Here is a 19,341-nt window from a genome sequence, read left to right as displayed (position 1 = left end):
GTCGCAGCGGCTCACCTTCCTCGCAGCAGCCGCCCTTCCGCCTGCTCGAGGTCGGCGGGCACGCCCATCAGCACGACCACGTCACCCGCCTGCATCAGCGTTTCCGCACTCGGCGCGAGGCCGCGGATGTTGCGCCGGCGCACGGCCGACACGCTCACGCCGAACTCGTCGAGCGCCATCGCCCCCAGGGTGCGGCCGACCGCATGCGCGCCGGCCGGAAGGGTCACGGGATGCAGGCGCACCTGGCGTGCCTCGGGGCCGTCGGCCGCATCGGAGGTACCGTGGAAGAAGCCGCGCATGAGGGCATAGCGCTGGTTGCGCACGTCGCGGATGCGCCGCACGACGCGATTGAGCGGCACGCCGATGAGCGCGAGGGCGTGCGACGCCAGCATGATGCTGCCCTCGAACGCCTCCGGCACGACCTCCGCGGCACCGCCTTGCGCCAGGCGATCCATGTCCTTCTCGTCGGCGGCGCGCGTGACGACGGGCAGGTCCGGTCGCAGCGCGAGTGCGCGATGCAGCACGCGCAGCGCCGCCTCGACCTCGCCGAAGGAGATCACCAGCGCGCTCGCGCGCATGATGCCGGCCGCCATCAGCGTCTCGTGGCGCGAGGCGTCGCCGTAGACGACGGTATCGCCGGCCGCCGCGGCCTCGCGCACGCGCTCGGGATCGAGATCCAGCGCGACGTAGCTGACGTTCTCCTGCTCGAGGAAGCGCGCCATGTACTGCCCGCTACGCCCGTAGCCGCAGATGATGATGTGCTTGCTGGTGTTCATCGACTGCGCCGCGACGCGCGTCAGCTCCATCGAACGCAGCAGCCATTCGGAGGCAACGAAGCGCAGCACGATCCGGTCGCTCGCCTGCACGACCAGCGGTGCGAGCAGCATCGACACGACCAGCGCGGCGACCGTGGTCTGCAGCAGCGCAGGCGGCATCAGGCCGAGGCCGTCGATCTGCGACACCAGCACGAAACCGAATTCGCCGCCCGCGCACAGCCACAGGCCGGTGCGCAACGCCGTGCCGGCAGAGGAACCGAAGGCGCGCGAGGCCGCGAACACGATCGCGCACTTCACGGCCAACAACGCCGCGACCATGCCCAGCACTGCGAAGAGATGGCTCGCGATCACATGCACGTCGAGGAACATGCCGACCGTGACGAAGAAGAGCCCAAGCAACACGTCGCGAAAAGGCTTGATGTCCTCCTCGACCTGATAGCGGAACTCGGTCTCCGAAATCAGCATGCCGGCGAGGAAGGCGCCGAGCGCCAGCGACAGCCCGACCCACTGCGACAACCACGCCAAGCCGAGCGTGATGAGAAGCACGTTGAGCATGAAGAGCTCGCCCGAGCGGCGCCGCGCGACGATGGTGAACCAGGCGCGCATCAGCCGCTGACCGAAACCGAGCACCAGAGCCAGCAGGACGGCGGCTTTCAGCGCCGCGATGCCCAGGGTCTCCGCCAGCGCTTCGGCCGGCTGTGACAGCGCCGGAATCAGGATCAGCAGGGGCACGACGGCGATGTCCTGGAACAGCAGCACGCCCATGGTCTCGCGCCCGTGCTTGCTGTCGAGCTCCATGCGATCGGACAGCAGCTTGGACAGGATCGCGGTCGAGGACATCGCCAGCGTACCGCCGAGCGCGAGCCCCGCCCCCCAGGGCAGGCCGAACAGATGGCCCAGCCCCATCACGAGCGCGATGCAGCCCAGCACCTGCGCCGAGCCCAGGCCGAACACGGTCCGCTTCATCGCCAGCAGGCGGGGCAGCGAGAACTCGAGGCCGATCGAGAACATCAGGAACACGACGCCGAACTCGGCGAGATGGCTCGCACCGTCCGACGCCGGCACCAGCTTGAGCGCATGCGGCCCCACGGCCGCGCCGACCAGCAGATAGCCGAGCACCGGCGGCAGATTGAGGCTGCGGAAGATCGCCACCGTGACGACCGCCGCGGCCAACAGGAGGAGAACCAACTCCAGGGTATTGGGCATGGGGCTCCGCGTTGTGCATCGGGTTCGACGGGCGGTTCGGGTATACTCGCCTGTCTTGGTGCGCTGCAGCGTCGTTGCATTATCGACGACTCGTGACGCGCGACGCGATCTATAAAAGAAAAGTGTAACCGCTCCGAACGCCATGAACCCACCCCAGCCCAAATCCGCGCGGGAAGCAGGCGCCATCCCCCTCGCACGGCGCGTGCTGCGCATCGAGGCCGATGCGATCGTCGCCCTCGCGGACCGTCTCGGCGCCGAATTCGAACAGGCGGTGGACCTGATCCTGCAGCGCCGCGGGCGCGTCATCGTCACCGGCATCGGCAAGTCGGGCCACATCGGACGCAAGCTCGCGGCCACCCTCGCCAGCACCGGCACCCCGGCCTACTTCGTTCACGCGGCGGAGGCCGCGCACGGCGACCTCGGCATGATCACCCCGGAAGACATCGTGATCGCGCTGTCGAACTCCGGCGCGAGCGAGGAAGTGCTCACCATCGTGCCGCTGGTCAAGCGGCAGGGCGCCAAGCTCATCTCGATCACCGGCAGACCGGAATCCCCGCTCGCGCGCGAAGCCGATGTGCATCTGGACGCGGCCGTGGCCGAGGAAGCCTGTCCGCTGAATCTCGCCCCGACGGCGAGCACCACGGCCGCGCTCGCGCTCGGCGACGCCCTCGCGGTGGCGCTGCTGGATGCGCGCGGCTTCGGCGCCGACGATTTCGCCCGTTCGCACCCGGGAGGCAGTCTCGGTCGCCGCCTGCTGACCCATGTCAGCGACGTGATGCGCCCCGGCGAGCGCGTGCCGCAGGTACGCGAGGACGCCTCGATGATGGCGGCGCTGATCGAGATGTCGCGCGGCGGCATGGGCATGACCGCGGTCGTCGCCACCGACGGCCGCCCGATCGGCATATTCACCGACGGCGACCTGCGCCGGACGCTGGAACGCGGCTGCGACGCGCGCAGCGCGACGATCGCCGAGGTGATGACGCGCAGCCCGCGCAGCATCGGCCCCGACGCGCTCGCCGTTGCCGCCGCCGAGATGATGGAACGGCAGCGCATCAACCAGCTGCTGGTTGTCGACGATCGGGGCGCCTTGGCCGGTGCACTGACGACCCACGACCTCATGCTCGCGAAGGTGATCTGATGCGCTTCGCCCTGTCCCGCCCGACACCCCGGCCGTGAAACCGTCCGTCCAGCAACTCTACCCCCTCGCCGGCCTGCTCATCGTGGCCGGCGCCTCGCTGTGGCTGGAGCGTGTCACCACCGGAGACGAGGCCCGCCCGTCGGCGCAGACGCGCGCCGAACCGGACTTCATCGCCGAACGCACGCGCCTGATCGCATTCGACCGCGAAGGCCGCCAACATTACGAATTGCTGGCCGACCGGATCACGCACCACCCGCAAACGAATACCACGGGGCTGGAGCGCCCCCGCCTGCGTTACGAGGCCGACGGACGCGAATTGCATCTCAGCTCGGAACAGGGCGAGGTGCTGCGCGAGGGCGAAGAGGTACGCCTGACCGGCGACGTGCGAGCGCGACGCGATGCGGCAGAAGGCAGCCCGGAAATGACGCTCGCCTCGTCCTCGCTGACGATCTGGCCCGACGACGAGCGCGCCGCGAGCTCCGACCCGGTCGCGATCACGCAGGGGACGAGCACGGCCCACGCGAACGGCATGAAGTCCGACAATATCTTCGGCACCCTGGAACTCATCGGCAACGCGCGCGTGCACATCCCGCGCACCAACCGGAACTCACCATGACGCGCACTTCCCTCCCTGCCCTGCTGGCGCTCGCTCACGCACTCGTTCTGGGCCTGCTGTCGCAACCCGCGCTGGCCGAGCGCGCCGACCGCGACCAACCGGTCAACATCGAAGCCAACCGCGTCACCGTAGACGACCGCAACAAGGTGCACGTCTTCGAAGGCGACGTGGTGCTGACCCAGGGCACCCTCGTGATCAAGGGCGCGAAGCTGGTCGTGACCCAGGGGGCGGACGGCTTCCAGTCGGGCGTCGCAACCGGCAGCGAGAAACGGCTCGCGACCTTCCGCCAGAAGCGCGAAGGCAGCAACGAGTACGTCGAAGGCGAGGCCGAGCGCATCGAGTACGACAGCCGCGCCGAGCGCGCACGCCTGTTCAACCAGGCCCACGTGAAATCCGGCGCCGACGAGGTGCGCGGGCACTATATCGAGTACGACTCGCTGAGCGAGAACTACCTGGTCACCAACCAGCCCGGCAAGACCGAGACGCGCGCCGCCGGCGACGGGCGCGTGCGCGCCGTGATCCAGCCGAAGAATTCCGGCACCGAGAAGACCAACTGACCGCTTCACCCTGCAACCGAGGAGAACGCATGGAGTACAACAACATCATCGTCGAAACGCGCGGACGGGTCGGACTGATCACGCTCAATCGCCCGAAGGCGATGAACGCCCTCAACGACCAGCTGATCGATGAAGTCGGCCACGCGCTCGACGGCTTCGAGAAGAACGAGGACATCGGCGCGATCGTCATCACCGGCTCGGAAAAGGCCTTCGCGGCCGGCGCCGACATCGGCGCGATGGCAAACTACTCGCACATGGACGCCTACAAGGGCGACTACATCACGCGCAACTGGGAGCGCCTGAAGACCTGCCGCAAGCCGATCATCGCGGCCGTCGCCGGCTTCGCGCTGGGCGGCGGATGCGAGCTGGCGATGATGTGCGACATGATCTTCGCCGCCGACACCGCCAAGTTCGGCCAGCCCGAAGTCAAGCTGGGCGTCCTGCCCGGCGCCGGCGGCACGCAGCGCCTCCCGCGCGCGATCGGCAAGGCCAAGGCGATGGACATGTGCCTCACCGCGCGCATGATGGACGCCGCCGAGGCCGAACGTGCCGGCCTCGTCGCTCGCATCATCCCCGCCGACCGCCTCGTTGAAGAGGCGATCGAGGCCGCCACGATCATCGCCAGTTTCTCTCTGCCGGCCGTCATGATGATCAAGGAGTCGGTGAATCGCGCCTTCGAGAGCAGCCTCACCGAAGGCCTGCTGTTCGAACGTCGCACCTTCCATTCCGCCTTCGGCCTGGAAGACCAGAAGGAAGGCATGGCCGCCTTCGTCGAGAAGCGCAAGCCCGTCTTCAAGCATCGCTGATGCTTTTTGCGCCGCCGCAATCCTGCGGCGGCGCCCTCCTCCCGTAATTTTCGTGTAATCTTCGCGGCGCATGCTGCGTAGCGGCATCAATGCCGTTGGCACATAACCGCAACCTGCCGCTTGGCATTTGTTTCAATATGAAACAAAGAAAAAACAGGCACATAGAGAAACGCGGGACGCCGGCAAGCGCTGCAAGAATTTTTTTGTGCAATGCACAAAAGAGCTTGACACGCAGTTGCGCCGACCTATAATCGAATCCATGTTGCGACGCACCACGCACTGCGGCCGGCGCGAAGCAAACCAAATCCAAACGTAACCTTCATCAGGAGATGAAAATGTTTGCTACTCCCGAGCAATTCGCCGCCGCCAACAAGACCAACGTCGAAACCCTGCTGACCCTGGCCAACAACGCCTTCGCCAGCGCCGAGCGTTTCGCCGCCCTGAACCTGAACACCGCCCGTTCGATCCTCGAAGACGGCCTGGCCAACTCCAAGGCCCTGCTCGGCGCGAAGGACGCCCAGGAATTCCTGGGCCTGCAGGCCGCGCTGGTTCAGCCGTTGGTCGAGAAGGCCGTGGCCTACAACCGCAGCGTGTATGAAATCGCTTCGCAGGGTCAGGAAGAAGTCTCGAAGCTGGTCGAAGCCCAGATCGCCGAGCTGAACAAGAACGTCGCCGCCGCTCTCGACAAGGCTGCCAAGTCGGCTCCCGCCGGTTCGGACGTCGCCGTCGCCGCCGTCAAGTCGGCCATCGCCGCCGCCAACAGCGCCTACGACAGCGTCAGCAAGGCTGCCAAGCAAGTCGCCGAGATCGCCGAGGCGAACGTCGCTGCCGCGACCAACGCCACCGTCAAGGCCGTGAGCGCCACCGCCAAGACCGCTTCGAAGAAGGCTGCCTGATCGCTGTCTGATTTGATCGACGCGCCCGCCCCGTCCGGGGCGGCGCGGCAGCAAAAAGCCCCGCAGAGCAATCTGAGGGGCTTTTTGTTTTACGGCGGGAATCGCAGGGGCGCGGCCGCTAACGGCGGCGAACGATCAAAATCCTCCGATCTTGCTCAGGGCTGGATTGTCGACGGGAATCGGCAAGGCTTCGACAGGCCTGTCCTGAACGAAGTCGAAGGGCTCGGCCGAACGGAATCCGCGTGCCCGATCGACGACTCGCCACCTAGGAGCCTGTCGGACCTAAAGGAAATCGGCGGCAAATCCGCCTGGGCGGTCCATATTTCGCCGCTTTTTTGGTCAATAGAATGACTATTGACCTGCAAAATCGACAAAATCTGTCCTCGCACAGCCGAATTTTCGCTTCGATTCTTCAAGTCCGACAGGCTCCTAGCCAGCGACCTTCACGCCCGGAGCGGCGGAGCCCTCGGCCTCCTCCTCGTCCTTCTCCTCCTCGATCGACAGGCTCAATTCCGCGGCCGCGGAGGTCTTCGGCTGGCCGCGCTCGGCCTTCAGCTTGATCTGCAGGCGCAGCTCGTTGGTCGAGTCGGCGTTGCGGATGGCCTCCTCGTAGCTGATGAAGCCGGCGTCGTAGAGGTCGAACAGGGCCTGGTCGAAGGTGCACATGCCCAGCTCGCGCGACTTCGCCATGATCTCCTTGATGGACTGGAACTGCCCCTTGAAGATCATCTCCGCGATCGTCGGGGTGTTGAGCAGGATCTCGATCGCGGCCTTGCGCCCCTTGCCGTCTTCGGTGCGGATCAGGCGCTGCGACACGATCGCCCGCAGGTTCGACGACAGATCCATCAGGAGCTGGTTGCGGCGCTCCTCGGGGAAGAAATTGACGATGCGGTCTATCGTCTGGTTGGCGTTGTTCGCATGCAGCGTGCCCAGGCACAGGTGGCCGGTCTCGGCGAAGGCAATCGCGTGTTCCATCGTCTCGCGGTCGCGGATCTCGCCGATCAGGATCACATCGGGCGCCTGGCGCAGCGTGTTCTTCAACGCGTGCTCCCAGGAGTGCGTGTCCACGCCGACCTCGCGGTGGGTGACGAGGCACTGCTTGTTGCGATGGACGTACTCGACCGGATCCTCGACGGTGATGATGTGTCCCGGCCCCGAGCTGTTGCGGTGATCGATCATCGCCGCGAGCGTCGTCGACTTTCCCGAACCGGTGCCGCCCACGACCAGCACGAGGCCGCGCTTGGTCATGATGATCTCCTTGAGCACCTCGGGCAGACCTAGCTTGGCGAGCGAGGGAATCTCGGACGCGATGGTGCGGATCACCATCCCGACGTGCTGCTGCTGGACGAAGACGTTCACGCGAAAGCGGCACACACCGGGGATGGAGATGGCGAAATTGCACTCCATCTCTGCCTCGAACTCTGCGCGCTGGCGGTCATTCATGAGGCTAAGCGCCAGCGAACGCGTGATGTCGGGCGTGAGCCGCTGCTGGCTGAGCGCCTTCATCGTGCCATGCGCCTTCACGGTCGGCGGAAAATCCACCGAGATGAACAGGTCGGACCCGTCCATCTGGTGCATCGCATTGAGCAGCCTGTGCATGTAGGAACGGGCTTCTTCTATGCCCAGGGCGGACGACATAAGGATTCCTTCAGGGGGCAAGCCTGGCATGAAACCGCCAGACCACCGGATTCAGCAACGAAAGCGAAATTTTAGGACATCCCCGGCAAGGCCGGATACGGTACCGCGGGAAGGTCAGCCGGAAAATCAGGACGCGGGCGCGACCGGCGCATGGGCCGGCAGGGCGATCTCGTAGTACGAGCGCTCGCGCGTGACGCGGCCGCCCAGGCTCCGCATGCGCCGCCTAACGACATCGAAGCGGCTGTCCTCGAAACGCTCATGGTCCTTGCAGACGCCCGGATAGGCCTTGCACTCGCTGGAGATGCGGATCAACAGCTCGGCACCGCTGGTCATCGTCTCGACGATGATGGCGCCCCCCTTTCCGCCCGGACCTGCCGGACATTCCGTGCAGGCCTGCAGCAGGTTCATCAGCACTTCGTTGAGATAATCGGGGATCACCGTGACAGCCGGAAGATCGGCACCTCCCTTGAATTCGAGGCGAATCGAGCGGAAACGGCGGTCGAAGCCGAGAAAATCGAGGACCGACTTGACCATCGTGTTGATATCGATGAGTTCGCGCGACTCCCGTCGCGCCGCGGCGAACTCCGAGATCTGCCGCGTCATTCCGGCAATGCGGCGGGTCTGCTCGAGAATCAGCGCCGGCTGGCAGGTTTCGCACCCGCCGCGCTGCTTGTTGAGCTGGATCTCCTGCGCGAGCATCGAGATCGTTGCCAAGGGATTGCCGACCTCGTGCGAGACGTTCGCGGCCATCGTCGCCAGGGCGGCCATCTTCTCATGATGCCAGCGCTCTTCGCGCTCCGCGGCGCGCTCCTGCGCCCCTGCCTGTGCGTCGATGATGCGCTGTCCGATGCGGACTATCGCCCACAGGGCGCCGTAGAGGACGACCAGCGTACCTCCCACGATGAGCAGAAAGACTTCCGAGCTGCCCCGGACCTTGGCCTCGTTCTGTGCCAGCGTCCGCTCCAGCTCGGTCTGGTTCGCACGCGCGAGCCCCCCGAGTTCGGCCGAAACCGCCTGGATGTGTCCCAGGAAGGAAGTGACGTCGGAATAGATCTCGAACACGCCGATGACGCGATCGCTGCCACGCTCGCGCACGGGGATGTAGCTCGAGATCAGGTCGCGGTTCTCGACCACGCCTTCGAAGGCGCTGAAGCGCTCGCGATGGGTCATCTCGCTCGCGGGCACGCCGGCGGCAGCGCTCCTCCACCCCTGGTTATCCGCCTTGTCCTCGCCGATCTGCGCGTGCTCCGACGAGTAGATCGTGATGCCGCGCAGATCGAACACCTTGATCTTGAACACGCTGCTCGCCCGCATCGTCTCATAGGCCTTGGCGTCGAGCTCGGCGAATCCCGGCAGCGCCATGATCGTCCGGCCCAACTCCGCAAAGCATGCGCGCCGCGGATCGTTGCTGCCCGCGACGGAAGGGGGAACGCTGCGGCAGGGGGCCGCTGAAATGGCCTGCGCACGCGCGGCGAAAGGCGCGATGTGCGTATCCCACAGCACATTGCCGACAACGCGCGTGAGGGTGACATGCCCGGCTTCGTGCAGCGCAAGCAGACTGGCGCGCGCGGCCTGGTCCTGCTTGGCAGCCAGATCCGTCTGCGCACGGGAGAAGAACTCGCCCTGCTCGCGCTGGACTTCGGAGAAGAACGTGATCTCGCCGCGCTGCAGGAAATACAGGACGACGGCGACGATCACGAACGCGGCAAGGCTGGCGAGCGTGAAATAGCGCATCAGGCGGAAATGACCGACGGGCTCGCCCGCCTGCGATCGCGCCGGACGGGACGAGATCCTGCCGCGACGATCCATCATCTGCACTTCTTCCGCCCCATCCATTCCACGCTCCGTGCCCCGGAGGGCCGCTTGCGGGACGACCGAAGCCGCCCGGTTCACTCCGCCTCTTCGACCTCGCCGGGCACTGCACCGGCGCTGCTGCGCCCACTCCGGTAGTGGTGCGGGAACAGGCGGTGCATCTCGCCTTCGATCCACGCCGCGGAGCGGCGATTGACCTCGGCGGCATCCAGGCCCGTCGGATCGATCGCGGGGCCGATGCTGACGGTGATCTCGCCGGGATACTTGAGGAAGGCCTCGCGGCCCCAGAACTCCCCGGCATTATGCGCCACCGGGACCGCGGGCACGCCCGCCTGCTGCGCCAGCGCAGCCCCGCCCGCCTTGTAGCGGCGCTTGGCGCCGGGAGCGGTGCGCGTCCCCTCGGGGAAGACCGCCACCCAATAGCCTTCAGCGAGCCGGGCACGGCCCTGATCGACCACCTGGGCGAGCGCATCCTTCCCGGCTGCGCGATCGATGGCGATGCCCGGAATGGCGGCGAGCCCCCAACCGAAGAACGGCACCCTGAGGAGCTCGCGCTTGAGGACGAAACACAAGGGCGGAAAGATCACCTGCAGGGCCATCGTCTCCCATGCCGACTGGTGCTTGGAGAGGATCACGGAAGGCACGGAAGGGATGTTCTCGCGCCCGATGACCTTGTAGCGGATGCCCAGGATGCGCGGGATGAACCACATCATCAGCGGCGCCCAGGCCGTGACGATGCGGTGGCGCGTGCGGGGAGACAAGGGATAGGCGAGGATGCCGAACAGAGCGAACGGCGGGGTGAAGATCGCCAGGACGATGGCGAACAGCAGGGAGCGCAGGACGACCACGGTATCCTTCAGGCGGTGAGATCGGCGACGAGGGCCGCGAGATCGGGGTAGATGAGCGTGCCTTCGGGCAGCGCGGGATCGTCGCGCGTCTTCATGCCCTTGCCGGTGAGGACCAGGTAGGGCTTGCAGCCGACCGCGACGCCGGCCTGCAGGTCGCGCAGGCTGTCGCCGACCACCGGCACGCGGTCGAGGTTCGCGTTGAAACGCTCGGCGATCTGCAGGAACAGACCCGGTTTGGGCTTGCGGCAGTCGCAGGTGGAATCGGCCGAATGCGGGCAGAAGAAGATCGCGTCGAGCCGGCCACCGACCTGGGCGAGGCTCTTCACCATCTTCTCGTTGATCGCGTTGAGGGTGTCCATGCCGAAGAGGCCGCGCCCGACACCGGACTGGTTCGACGCGACGACGACACGCCAACCCCACTGGTTGAGGCGCGCGATCGCCTCGAGGGAGCCCGGGATCGGCTTCCACTCGTCGGGCGACTTGATGAACTGGTCGGAGTCGTAATTGATGACGCCGTCGCGGTCCAGGATGATCAGCTTCTGCGGCATGGAATGCTTCCCGTCGTCAGGCGGACAGGCGCGACAGGTCCGCCACCTGGTTCATCAGGCCGGCGAGTTGGCGCAAGAGTGCCAAGCGGTTCTGGCGCGTCATCGGCTCCTCGGCCATCACCATGACCTCGTCGAAGAAGGTGTCGACTGCCGCACGCAGGCCGGCGAGCACGCACAGGGCGTCGGTGTAGTCCTCGTTCGCCATGTGCGAGCGCACCAGCGGCGCGACCTCGACGACGCGGTGGAACAGCGCCTTCTCGGCGTCTTCCTGCAGCAGCGCGACGTCCGGCTCGGGCAGTTCGCCTTCGACCTTCTTGAGGATGTTGACGATGCGCTTGTTCGCCGCAGCGAGCACCTCGGCCTCGGGCAGCGCGCGGAAGGTGCGCACGGCTTCGAGCTTGGCGGGGACGAGATCCATGCGCGTCGGGCGCAGCGCGAGCACCGCGTCGATGACGTCGCCCGCGTGGGCGGCATCGCGCAGCAGGTTCTTGAGGCGCTCGAACATGAAGTCGAGGAGCTGCGCTTCGAAACCCTGGGCGGTCAGCAGGCCCGGCTTGAAGCCGGCGGCGGCGTCATTGATGAGCTCGGCAAGGTCCAGCGGCAGCGGCGTTTCGATGAGGATGCGCAGCACGCCCAGCGCGGCGCGGCGCAGGCCGAAGGGGTCCTTGTCGCCGGTCGGCAACTGGCCGATGCCGAAGAAGCCCACGAGCGCGTCGAGCTTGTCGGCGAGCGCGACGGCGCCGGCGACGTTGCCGGCGGGCAGCGCATCGCCGGCGAAGCGCGGCTGGTAGTGCGACTGGATCGCGTCGGCGATGACCTCGCCCTCGCCGTCGTTGAGCGCGTAGTAGCGCCCCATGACGCCCTGCAACTCGGGGAACTCGCCGACCATGTCGGTGACGAGGTCCGCCTTGGCGAGGCGCGCGGCGCGGGCGGCCGCCTTCGCATCGCCGTGCAGCCTGGCGGCGATCGCGCCGGCGAGGCGCTCGAGGCGTTCGACGCGCTCGAGCTGGCTGCCGAGCTTGTTGTGATAGACGACCGGGGCGAGGCGCGGCAGGCGGCTGTCGAGCGTGTGCTTGCGGTCCTGCTCGAAGAAGAAACGCGCATCCGACAGGCGCGGGCGCACGACGCGCTGGTTGCCGGTGATGATGTTGGAGGCGTCCTCGAGTCGCATGTTCGACACGATCAGGAAGCGGTTGCGCAGCTTGCCGGCGGGGTCGAACAGCGGGAAGTACTTCTGGTTCGCGCGCATCGTCAGGATCAGGCATTCCTGCGGCACGGCGAGGAATTCGGCTTCGAATTCGCCGACATAGACGGTGGGATGCTCGACCAGCGCAGCGACCTCGTCGAGGAGGTCGGCGTACTCGCCCAGGCTGGAGCCCTCGCGCGCGGCGGTGGCGAGGAGCTGGCGCTCGATCTCGGCGCGCCGTTCGGCGAAGTCCGGCATCACCTTGCCTTCGGCGAGCAGCGTGGGCTCGTAGGCATCGGCGGTCGCGAGCGCGATGTCGCCGCGGCTCATGAAGCGGTGGCCGCGTGTGACGCGGTCGGCGTCGAGGTCGAGCACGCGGCCCGGAACGACGCGATCGCCGTGCAGCAGCGTGAGCTTGTGCACCGGGCGGACGAACTGCGCATCACCCGCGCCCCAGCGCATCAGCTTGGGGATGGGCAGGGCCTTGACGGCTTCCTGGACGATCTCGGCGAGCACGGCGTCGAGCGTGGCGCCGTCTTCATTGCGGGTGTAGAACAGCGCTTCGGCCTTGCCGTCCATGCGACGTTCGAAGCTCGCGACGGCCTCCGCCGAAATGCCCTTGACTTCGAGCTTCTTGAGCAGCGCCGCGGTCGGACGACCGTCGGCGTCGAGCGCGACCTGCACCGGCATGATCTTCTCGGTGACTTCGCGCGCCGGGGCGGCCGCGCGGACGTGCGGCACGGTGATGGCGAGGCGGCGCGGCGCAGCGAACCAGCGGAAGCCGCGATCCTCGGCGACGAGGTCGCGCGCCTTGAGGCCGTCGAAGATCTTCGCGGCAAAGGTTTCGCCGAGGCGCGGCAGCGCCTTGGGCGGCAGTTCCTCGGTGAGCAGTTCGACGAGCAGGGAGGCGGTCATCATGCGGCCTCCGTCTTGTTTGCGGCGGTGTTGAGCATCGGGAAGCCCAGGCTCTCGCGGGAGTCGTAATAGGCCTGCGCGACGGCGCGCGACAGGTTGCGGATGCGACCGATGTAGGCGGCGCGTTCGGTGACGGAAATGGCGCCGCGCGCGTCGAGCATGTTGAAGCTGTGCCCGGCCTTCAGCACCATCTCGTAGGCGGGCAGCGCGAGGCCGATTTCGATCAGGCGTTTCGCCTCGGATTCGTAGTTGTTGAACAGCGAAAACAGGAACTCGACGTTGGCGTGCTCGAAGTTGAAGGTCGATTGCTCGACCTCGTTCTGGTGGTAGACGTCGCCGTAGGTGACCTTGCGGCCGTCCGGATAGACCGCCCACACGAGGTCATAGACGTTCTCGACGCCTTGCAGGTACATCGCGAGGCGCTCGAGGCCGTAGGTTATCTCGCCCAGCACCGGCTTGCAGTCAATGCCGCCGACCTGCTGGAAGTAGGTGAACTGCGTGACTTCCATGCCGTCGAGCCACACTTCCCAGCCCAGGCCCCAGGCGCCGAGCGTGGGGTTCTCCCAGTCGTCCTCGACGAAGCGCACGTCGTGCGCATTGGTGTCGATGCCGAGCGCACGCAGCGAGTCGAGGTAGAGCTCCTGGAACTCGAGCGGCGAAGGCTTGAGCACGACCTGGAACTGGTAGTAGTGCTGCAAGCGGTTGGGGTTCTCGCCGTAGCGGCCGTCCTTGGGGCGGCGCGAGGGCTGGACGTAGGCGGCGTTCCACGGCTCGGGCCCGATCGCGCGCAGGAAGGTCGCAGTGTGCGAGGTGCCGGCGCCGACTTCGAGGTCGTAGGGCTGCAGCAGCACGCAGCCTCGTTCGGCCCAGAACTGCTGGAGCGTCAGGATGACTTGCTGGAAGGTGGGTTTGTGCAGGGACATGGTCTCTCGACAGCTGTTGGCGACGACAAGGGCGCCGCGCGGCGGACGCAAAGGGTGGATTTTAATGGCATTCCGGGGACAGGGCGAAGTTCCCCGACGGAAAATGCGCGTCTCGCGGGCGAAACGCCGCGCACGCCGGCGTCAGATCCCGCGCCGGGCGTGCCCATCACGCCGCAGGCGGCCCGCGACGGCAAGCGCCAGCACGCCCAGCAGCAGCGCGGCAAAATCGCCCCAGCGCGCATAAGGGGTGAGCCCTTCGTAGCCCTGCACCGACACGCTCAGCACCCCCTGCATGAAGGCCGGCAGGACCTCGGCGACACGGCCGTCGGGCTGCACCAGCGCAGTCATGCCGGTGTTGGTCGAGCGCAGCATCGGCCGCCCGGTTTCCATCGCGCGCACGCGGGCGATCTGCAGGTGCTGCGGCTGGGCGAAGGAGTCGCCGTACCAGGCGAGGTTAGACAGATTCAGCATCAGCGTCGCCTCGGGCAGGCTGCGGATCAGCTCGCGACCGAAGAGGTCCTCGTAGCAGATGTTGATCGCGACGCGCTGCGCGCCCAGGCGCAGCGGCGGCTGGTCGGGGGCGCCGCGCGTCTGGTCTGACATGGGAATGTCGACTAGGTCGTAGAACCAGCCGAAGAGCGGCGGGGAATATTCGCCGAAGGGCACGAGGTGCTGCTTCGCGTAGCTCTGCGAGGGGGATGCGCCGAGGCTCAGCGCGGCGTTGTAGATCGCACCGCGCGCATCGCGCAGGAATACGCCGAACACCACGTCGCCACCGCGCGCTGCGACCGGGGCGGCAAGCTCTTCGAGGTAGCCGTCGGGCAGGCGGTCTGCCAGCAGCGGCAGCGTCGTCTCGGGCAACACGACGAGGTCCGCGGGGTTTTCGCGCACGAGGCGCGCGTTGCTCTCCAGCCAGTCGGACAGCAATTCGGGGCGCCACTTCAGGCTCTGCTCGATATTGGTCTGGATCAGCACGACTTCGAGCGGCTCGCCGACAGGGGAGGTCCAGGCGATACGCCCCAGGCCGAAGCCTGCCCCGCTCAGGACGAGGATCGCGGCGAGGGCCTCCGCGGCGGGACGCGCGCTACGCCAGCGAGTGAGGGCGACGAGCGCCGCAAGGAAGGCGACAAGGCCGCCCACGCCATACACGCCCAGCACGGGGAAGAATCCTGCGAGCGGGCTCGGCGGGGTCTGCGAATAGCCGGCCGCGAGCCACGGGAAACCCGTGAACAACCAGCCGCGCAAGAGCTCGGAGCCCATCCACAGGCCGGCGAAGAGCAGCGCGCGCCGCCACGCCCCACCCCGCCCGAAGCGCACGAACAGCGCCCCGACCGCAGCCGGGAAGAGGGCGAGATAGGCACAGAACAGCAGGATCGCCAGTGCCGCGAGCGGCATCGGCATGCCGCCGTAGCGATTGAGCGCGACATAGAGCCAGGACACCCCGGCCAGGAAGGCGCCCAGCCCCCACGCGAAGCCGAGCGCAAAGCCGGCACGTGCGCGCGTTTGCCGCGCAGCCAGGCCCGCCAGCACGGCGAGGCTCAGCACCGCCAGCGGAAAGATACCGAAGGGCGCAAAGGCAAGGACCGACGTGCCGCCCGCGAGCAGCGCCGCCAGCAGGCCGCGCCCCCGCCCGCCCGCCGGTGCGGCGCCCGAGTCCTGCACCGGATGGGTCACGCTTCGGCCGTTCCGGCGAGGGGCTGCACGAGCAGGGTATGCACGCGCCGGCCATCCACGCGTAGCGCGGTGACGCGCAGGTTTCCGAGCATCACCACCTCGCCGCGGCGCGGCAGGCGGCCTAGCTGGCAGATGAGCAGGCCGCCGACGGTGTCGACCTCGGCGTCGCTGAAGTCGGAGCCGAAGGCGGCATTGAACTCGCCGATCTCGGTGGTGGCGCGGACACGGTAGCGGCCATCCGCATCGAGCTGGATGTTGTCGCTGGGCTCGAGCCGGTCGAATTCGTCCTCGATGTCGCCGACGATCTGCTCGAGCACGTCCTCGATCGTTACCAGGCCCGCGACGCTGCCGTATTCGTCGACGACGATGGCCATGTGGTTGCGGCTGACGCGGAATTCGCGCAGCAGCACGTTCAGTCGCTTCGACTCGGGCACGAACACGGCCGGACGCAGCAAGGTGTGCATGTCGAAGTCGCGACCGGCGTAGTAGCGCAGCAGATCCTTGGCGAGGAAGATGCCGACGATGTCGTCCTTGCTGTCACCGACCGGGAAGCGCGAGTGGCCGGTATCGACGACGTGCGCGGCGATGCGGTCCACCGGCTCGTCGAGGCGGATGATGTCCATCTGCGCGCGCGGGATCATCACGTCGCCGACCTGCAGCTCGGACATCTGCAGCGCGCCTTCGATGATCGCCAGCGCATCGGCGTCGAGCAGGTTGCGTTCGAAGGCCGCGTGCAGCAGGGCCAGGAGTTCCTCGCGGTCCTCGGGCTCGCGCGACAGCAGCGCGGAGAGGCGTTCGAGCAGACTAGGTCGGGGTGATGCGGGGTCCATATGTCGGAAGAATCGGTCGGGCGGGTCAGGCGGAGCGTTCGGCGTAGGGATCAGGATAGCCCAGTTCGGCGAGAATCCGTGTTTCGAGCGCCTCCATCTCCTCGGCCTCGTCGCTGTCCTCGTGGTCGTAGCCCTGCAGATGCAGCATGCCATGCACGATCAGATGGGCGTAATGCGCGGCCAGCGGCTTGCCCTGCTCGGCGGCCTCGCGCACGACGACGGGCACGCACAGCACGAGATCGCCGGCGAGCGGCGCATCGTCATCCTGGTCCGGCATGCCCTCGCCTTCACCATAGACGAAGGTCAGCACGTTGGTGGCGTAGTCCTTGCCGCGGAAGTCGCGGTTGAGCTCACGCCCCTCGGTCGCGCCAACGAGACGCACCGTGACTTCGGCATCGACGCCCTGCAGCGCGGCCTGCGCCCAGCGGCGCATGTCGGTGGAAGACGGGGCGTTGTCGCGATTGGCCTTGCCGATGGCCTTCTGGATCGTCAGCGCCAGATGCGGCGGGGAATCGATCATCAGGCCTGCTCCTTCTTTGCAAGCGCGGCCTGCATCGCGGCGCGCGTCGCCTGGTTGTCGTAGGCCTCGACGATGCGCGCGACCAGCGGGTGGCGCACGACGTCTTCCTTCTGGAACTCGGTGAAGGCGATGCCGCGCACGGCGGCCAGCACCTCGCGCGCCTCCAGTAGGCCGCTGCGATGGCCGCGAGGCAGGTCGATCTGCGTGAGGTCGCCGGTGACGACGGCCTTCGCGCCGATGCCGATGCGGGTGAGGAACATCTTCATCTGCTCGGGCGTCGTGTTCTGCGCCTCGTCGAGGATGATGAAGGCGTGGTTGAGCGTGCGCCCGCGCATGAAGGCGAGCGGCGCGATCTCGATGCTGCCGCGCTCGAACAGCTTGGCAACGCGATCGAAGCCCATCAGGTCGTAGAGCGCGTCGTAGAGCGGGCGCAGGTAGGGGTCGACCTTCTGCGCGAGGTCGCCGGGCAGGAACCCGAGGCGTTCGCCCGCCTCGACCGCCGGACGCGTCAGGATGATGCGCTCGACGAGCTGGCGTTCGAAGGCATCCACCGCGCTCGCGACCGCAAGATAGGTCTTGCCGGTACCCGCGGGACCGATGCCGAAGGTGATGTCGTGCGCCTGGATGTTGCGCAGGTACTCGACCTGGCGCGGCGTGCGGCCGTGCAGCTCGGTCTTGCGCGTCAGCAGCGCCGGCGCGGCCTGATCCGACTTGCGGCGATTGGCGATCTCGATCAGGCCGAGCTGGATGTCATCGACGCTGAGATGCTCGCCAGCCTGCTCGTAGAATTCGCGCAGCGCCTTCGCCGCCAACGCCGCCTGCGCGGCCCCGCCCTGCAGCGTGAAGCGCTCGCCGCGGCGCGCAATGGTCACGTCGTACGCGGTCTCGATCTGGCGCAGGTTTTCGTCCAGCGCGCCGCACAGGTTCGCAAGCCGCTGGTTGTCCAGCGGCTCCAGCACCACTTCGGTGGGTCGGCCCATTCAGACCTCTCTCGTCACGATTTCGCCGCGCAGGCTGTGCGGCAGGGCGGCGGTGATCGTCACGTCGACGAACTGCCCGATCAGGCGCGCATTGCCGGGAAAGTTCACGACGCGGTTGTTGGCGGTGCGCCCGGCGAGCTCGGTCTCGTCCTTGCGCGCATGCCCCTCGACCAGCACGCGTTCGACTCGCCCCACCATCGCTTGGCTGATCGCCTGGGCCTGCTCGTCGATGCGCTTCTGCAGGCGTGCGAGCCAGCGCAGCTTGGTCTCCTGCGGCACCGGGTCTTCCAGATCCGCGGCAGGCGTGCCGGGACGCGGGCTATACACGAAACTGAAGGACGCATCGAACCCGACCTCGTCGATCAGCTTCATCGTCTTCTCGAAGTCCTCCTCGGTCTCGCCGGGAAAACCGACGATGAAGTCCGACGACAGCGACAGGTCGGGGCGGGCCGCGCGCAGCTTGCGCACCACCGACTTGAACTCCAGCACCGAGTAGCCGCGCTTCATCGCTGCGAGGATGCGGTCGGAACCCGACTGCACCGGCAGGTGCAGGTGGCTCACGAGCTTGGGGATGTTGGCGTAGGCGTCGAACACGCGGGGCGTCATCTCGCGCGGATGCGAGGTCGTGTAGCGCAGGCGCTCGATACCGGGGATCTCGGCGACACATTCGAGCAGGAAGGCGAAGTCGCCCAACTCGCCGCCCTGCTTCGTGATCGGCCCGCGCCACGCATTGACGTTCTGGCCCAGCAGGGTCACTTCCTTGACTCCCTGGCCGGCGAGGCCGGCGACCTCGGTGAGGATGTCGTCAAGCGGCCGCGACACCTCCTCGCCCCGCGTGTAGGGCACGACGCAGAAGGTGCAGTACTTGGAGCAGCCTTCCATGATCGACACGAAGGCACTCGCCCCCTCGACGCGCGCGGGCGGCATGTTGTCGAACTTTTCGATCTCGGGGAAGGAGATGTCGACCTGCGAGCGGCCGCTGTAGCGCCGCTCGGCGATCAGTTGCGGCAGGCGGTGCAGCGTCTGCGGTCCGAACACGACGTCGACGTAGGGCGCACGCGCGACGATCGCCTCGCCCTCCTGGCTCGCGACGCAACCGCCGACGCCGATGATGAGGTTCGGATTCGCCTGCTTCAGGTGCTTCACCCGCCCGAGGTCGTGGAACACCCTCTCCTGCGCCTTCTCGCGCACCGAACAGGTGTTGAAGAGGATCACGTCCGCCTCTTCGGGGTTGTCGGTCTTCACCAGTTCCTCGGTCGCCCCGAGCACGTCCGCCATCTTGTCCGAGTCGTACTCGTTCATCTGGCAGCCGAAAGTGCGGATATACAGTTTCTTCATTGAAGCGTGTTGACGCGCAGATTCCCAAACCGCTATATTAGCAGGCTCGAGCGGTGATGTAGCTCAGACGGTTAGAGCGATGGATTCATAACCCATAGGTCGGCAGTTCGATTCTGCCCATCACCACCACGAAC

Annotated in this window: 17 protein-coding genes and 1 tRNA gene; 6 read left to right on the top strand and 12 right to left on the bottom strand. The window is 67.0% G+C overall.

Annotated features, from left to right (window positions below; genetic code table 11):
• Positions 1-11: 11 nt before the first annotated feature.
• Positions 12-1,982, bottom strand: coding sequence for a monovalent cation:proton antiporter-2 (CPA2) family protein (locus U5817_RS03530; RefSeq protein WP_407279728.1), 1,971 nt, complete (start codon positions 1,980-1,982; stop codon positions 12-14).
• Between the two features lie 142 nt (positions 1,983-2,124).
• Here U5817_RS03530 and U5817_RS03525 point away from each other — a divergent pair, with 142 nt between their 5' ends.
• The 5 genes from U5817_RS03525 to U5817_RS03505 all read left to right on the top strand — a co-directional run bounded on the left by U5817_RS03525 (position 2,125) and on the right by U5817_RS03505 (position 5,995).
• Positions 2,125-3,120, top strand: coding sequence for an SIS domain-containing protein (locus U5817_RS03525; RefSeq protein ID WP_407279727.1), 996 nt, complete (start codon positions 2,125-2,127; stop codon positions 3,118-3,120).
• A 34-nt stretch (positions 3,121-3,154) separates the two neighbouring features.
• Positions 3,155-3,736 carry an LPS export ABC transporter periplasmic protein LptC gene (gene lptC / locus U5817_RS03520; RefSeq protein ID WP_169130053.1) on the top strand — a complete coding sequence of 194 codons (582 nt, stop codon included), beginning with the start codon at positions 3,155-3,157 and terminating at the stop codon, positions 3,734-3,736.
• On the top strand, positions 3,733-4,293 hold the full coding sequence (lptA, locus tag U5817_RS03515; protein ID WP_169130051.1) for a lipopolysaccharide transport periplasmic protein LptA: 561 nt from the start codon (positions 3,733-3,735) through the stop codon (positions 4,291-4,293). The genes lptC and lptA overlap by 4 nt, the downstream gene beginning before the upstream one ends.
• A gap of 29 nt (positions 4,294-4,322) precedes the next feature.
• On the top strand, positions 4,323-5,099 hold the full coding sequence (locus tag U5817_RS03510; RefSeq protein WP_169130049.1) for an enoyl-CoA hydratase: 777 nt from the start codon (positions 4,323-4,325) through the stop codon (positions 5,097-5,099).
• A gap of 329 nt (positions 5,100-5,428) precedes the next feature.
• Positions 5,429-5,995: a phasin family protein gene (locus U5817_RS03505; protein WP_407279725.1), complete on the top strand. Its 567-nt coding sequence runs from the start codon at positions 5,429-5,431 to the stop codon at positions 5,993-5,995.
• Between the two features lie 429 nt (positions 5,996-6,424).
• Here the strand turns inward: U5817_RS03505 and U5817_RS03500 are convergent, their stop codons facing one another.
• The 11 genes from U5817_RS03500 to miaB all read right to left on the bottom strand — a co-directional run bounded on the left by U5817_RS03500 (position 6,425) and on the right by miaB (position 19,207).
• On the bottom strand, positions 6,425-7,633 hold the full coding sequence (locus U5817_RS03500) for a PilT/PilU family type 4a pilus ATPase (protein WP_169130043.1): 1,209 nt from the start codon (positions 7,631-7,633) through the stop codon (positions 6,425-6,427).
• Between the two features lie 126 nt (positions 7,634-7,759).
• Positions 7,760-9,469: a sensor histidine kinase gene (locus tag U5817_RS03495; RefSeq protein WP_407279724.1), complete on the bottom strand. Its 1,710-nt coding sequence runs from the start codon at positions 9,467-9,469 to the stop codon at positions 7,760-7,762.
• 53 nt (positions 9,470-9,522) lie between these two features.
• Entirely contained in the window at positions 9,523-10,293 is a 771-nt protein-coding gene (locus U5817_RS03490; RefSeq protein WP_169130039.1) for a lysophospholipid acyltransferase family protein, read from the bottom strand.
• Positions 10,294-10,301: 8 nt separating this feature from the next.
• Complete coding sequence (gene gmhB / locus U5817_RS03485) at positions 10,302-10,841, bottom strand: D-glycero-beta-D-manno-heptose 1,7-bisphosphate 7-phosphatase (protein ID WP_169130037.1); 540 nt, start codon at positions 10,839-10,841, stop codon at positions 10,302-10,304.
• Positions 10,842-10,857: 16 nt separating this feature from the next.
• Complete coding sequence (gene glyS, locus U5817_RS03480) at positions 10,858-12,945, bottom strand: glycine--tRNA ligase subunit beta (RefSeq protein WP_407279723.1); 2,088 nt, start codon at positions 12,943-12,945, stop codon at positions 10,858-10,860.
• Positions 12,942-13,865 carry a glycine--tRNA ligase subunit alpha gene (gene glyQ / locus U5817_RS03475; RefSeq protein ID WP_407279722.1) on the bottom strand — a complete coding sequence of 308 codons (924 nt, stop codon included), beginning with the start codon at positions 13,863-13,865 and terminating at the stop codon, positions 12,942-12,944. The genes glyS and glyQ overlap by 4 nt, the downstream gene beginning before the upstream one ends.
• Before the next feature lie 141 nt (positions 13,866-14,006).
• Positions 14,007-15,539: an apolipoprotein N-acyltransferase gene (gene lnt / locus U5817_RS03470; protein WP_407279721.1), complete on the bottom strand. Its 1,533-nt coding sequence runs from the start codon at positions 15,537-15,539 to the stop codon at positions 14,007-14,009.
• Positions 15,536-16,369: an HlyC/CorC family transporter gene (locus U5817_RS03465; RefSeq protein WP_169130031.1), complete on the bottom strand. Its 834-nt coding sequence runs from the start codon at positions 16,367-16,369 to the stop codon at positions 15,536-15,538. The genes lnt and U5817_RS03465 overlap by 4 nt, the downstream gene beginning before the upstream one ends.
• Before the next feature lie 25 nt (positions 16,370-16,394).
• Complete coding sequence (gene ybeY, locus U5817_RS03460; protein WP_169130020.1) at positions 16,395-16,889, bottom strand: rRNA maturation RNase YbeY; 495 nt, start codon at positions 16,887-16,889, stop codon at positions 16,395-16,397.
• Positions 16,889-17,869: a PhoH family protein gene (locus U5817_RS03455; RefSeq protein ID WP_169130018.1), complete on the bottom strand. Its 981-nt coding sequence runs from the start codon at positions 17,867-17,869 to the stop codon at positions 16,889-16,891. The genes ybeY and U5817_RS03455 overlap by 1 nt, the downstream gene beginning before the upstream one ends.
• The gene (gene miaB / locus U5817_RS03450) at positions 17,870-19,207 is read right to left on the bottom strand and encodes a tRNA (N6-isopentenyl adenosine(37)-C2)-methylthiotransferase MiaB (protein WP_407279720.1); all 1,338 of its coding nucleotides are present in this window, start codon (positions 19,205-19,207) and stop codon (positions 17,870-17,872) included.
• Between the two features lie 52 nt (positions 19,208-19,259).
• Between miaB and U5817_RS03445 the strand changes: the two genes are divergently transcribed.
• A tRNA-Met gene (locus U5817_RS03445) sits at positions 19,260-19,336 on the top strand.
• Positions 19,337-19,341 lie beyond the last annotated feature (5 nt).

Source organism: Aromatoleum evansii, from assembly GCF_045689615.1.
GTDB classification, from domain to species: Bacteria; Pseudomonadota; Gammaproteobacteria; order Burkholderiales; family Rhodocyclaceae; genus Aromatoleum; species Aromatoleum evansii.
This window is presented reverse-complemented; position numbering and strand designations above follow the sequence as displayed.